At 58.0% G+C, this 848-nt stretch carries 1 protein-coding gene; it reads right to left on the reverse strand.

Features of this window, described 5'->3' with window-relative positions; genetic code table 11:
- Positions 1-848, reverse strand: an 848-nt coding sequence (locus BMI79_RS22860) for a hemagglutinin repeat-containing protein (protein WP_208611229.1), incomplete at both ends; no start/stop codon positions are given.

The following is an 848-nucleotide window of genomic DNA, read 5'->3' on the forward strand; positions in this document are numbered from 1 at the left end:
AGTTGCGCCTGCTTAAGCCGATTCTGTTCTTTCTCTTTGTCAAAAATTGGCCCGATACTGCCGTTGGCGTTCTCGGTATCTCTGCTGAGTTCAGCCACATCTTGTTTCTGGTTGGCCTGGTCACGGATGGTAATCGTACCCTCACTGACCGCTGCCTGGCTGGTACCTTCCGCATGGCCACTGTTATTGGCCCCCGCCAGCGACAGGTTGTTACTGTTCGACAGCACATTGCCCAACAGGCTGCCACCGGTGCTAAAGCTGCCGCCCTGGTGTTCAGTCTTGAAGTCCGCCTTGTTGTCGATATCGCTAAAGCCCAGCGTACCGGTATCCAGGCTGTTTTTGCTCTTGTCGGCCGTACTGGCAATCACAGCCCCGTCAAGCTGGGTATGGTTCCCTACGGTGATATCAAAACCACCTTGTCCGGCGTAGATACCCGTCTGCTCCTGCACGCTGTCATAGTTGCTTTGCAACTTGTCACGGCTGGTCGAGAACTGCACATTGCCACCTGGGCTGCCAATCGGCACCGAGACGCCGCCCGATATGCTGGTCTGTTTGGCATCAAAACGGTCGCTGTCCTGCTGGCTGCTGAGCGTCAGGTCGCGCCCAACGTCCATCTTCACGCTCTCGCCACTCACCTGCGCGCCGTTTAACGTGGTATCGCGCCCGCTGGTGATGTTCACCTGGTTACCGCTGTCAATCGTGGTTTCTGTCCACTGGGTGCCGTTGCCTTTCTCCGAGCCCTGGCTCTTGTTGGCGTTGGCCGACACCGCCACACCTGCGGTCGAGACATCGACCCCGACGCCAAAACCGCTGCTGCTGTTCTTGCCCGTCGTCTGCTGGGTGTTGGC

This window comes from Serratia oryzae (assembly GCF_001976145.1).
Taxonomy (GTDB): Bacteria; Pseudomonadota; Gammaproteobacteria; order Enterobacterales; family Enterobacteriaceae; genus Chania; species Chania oryzae.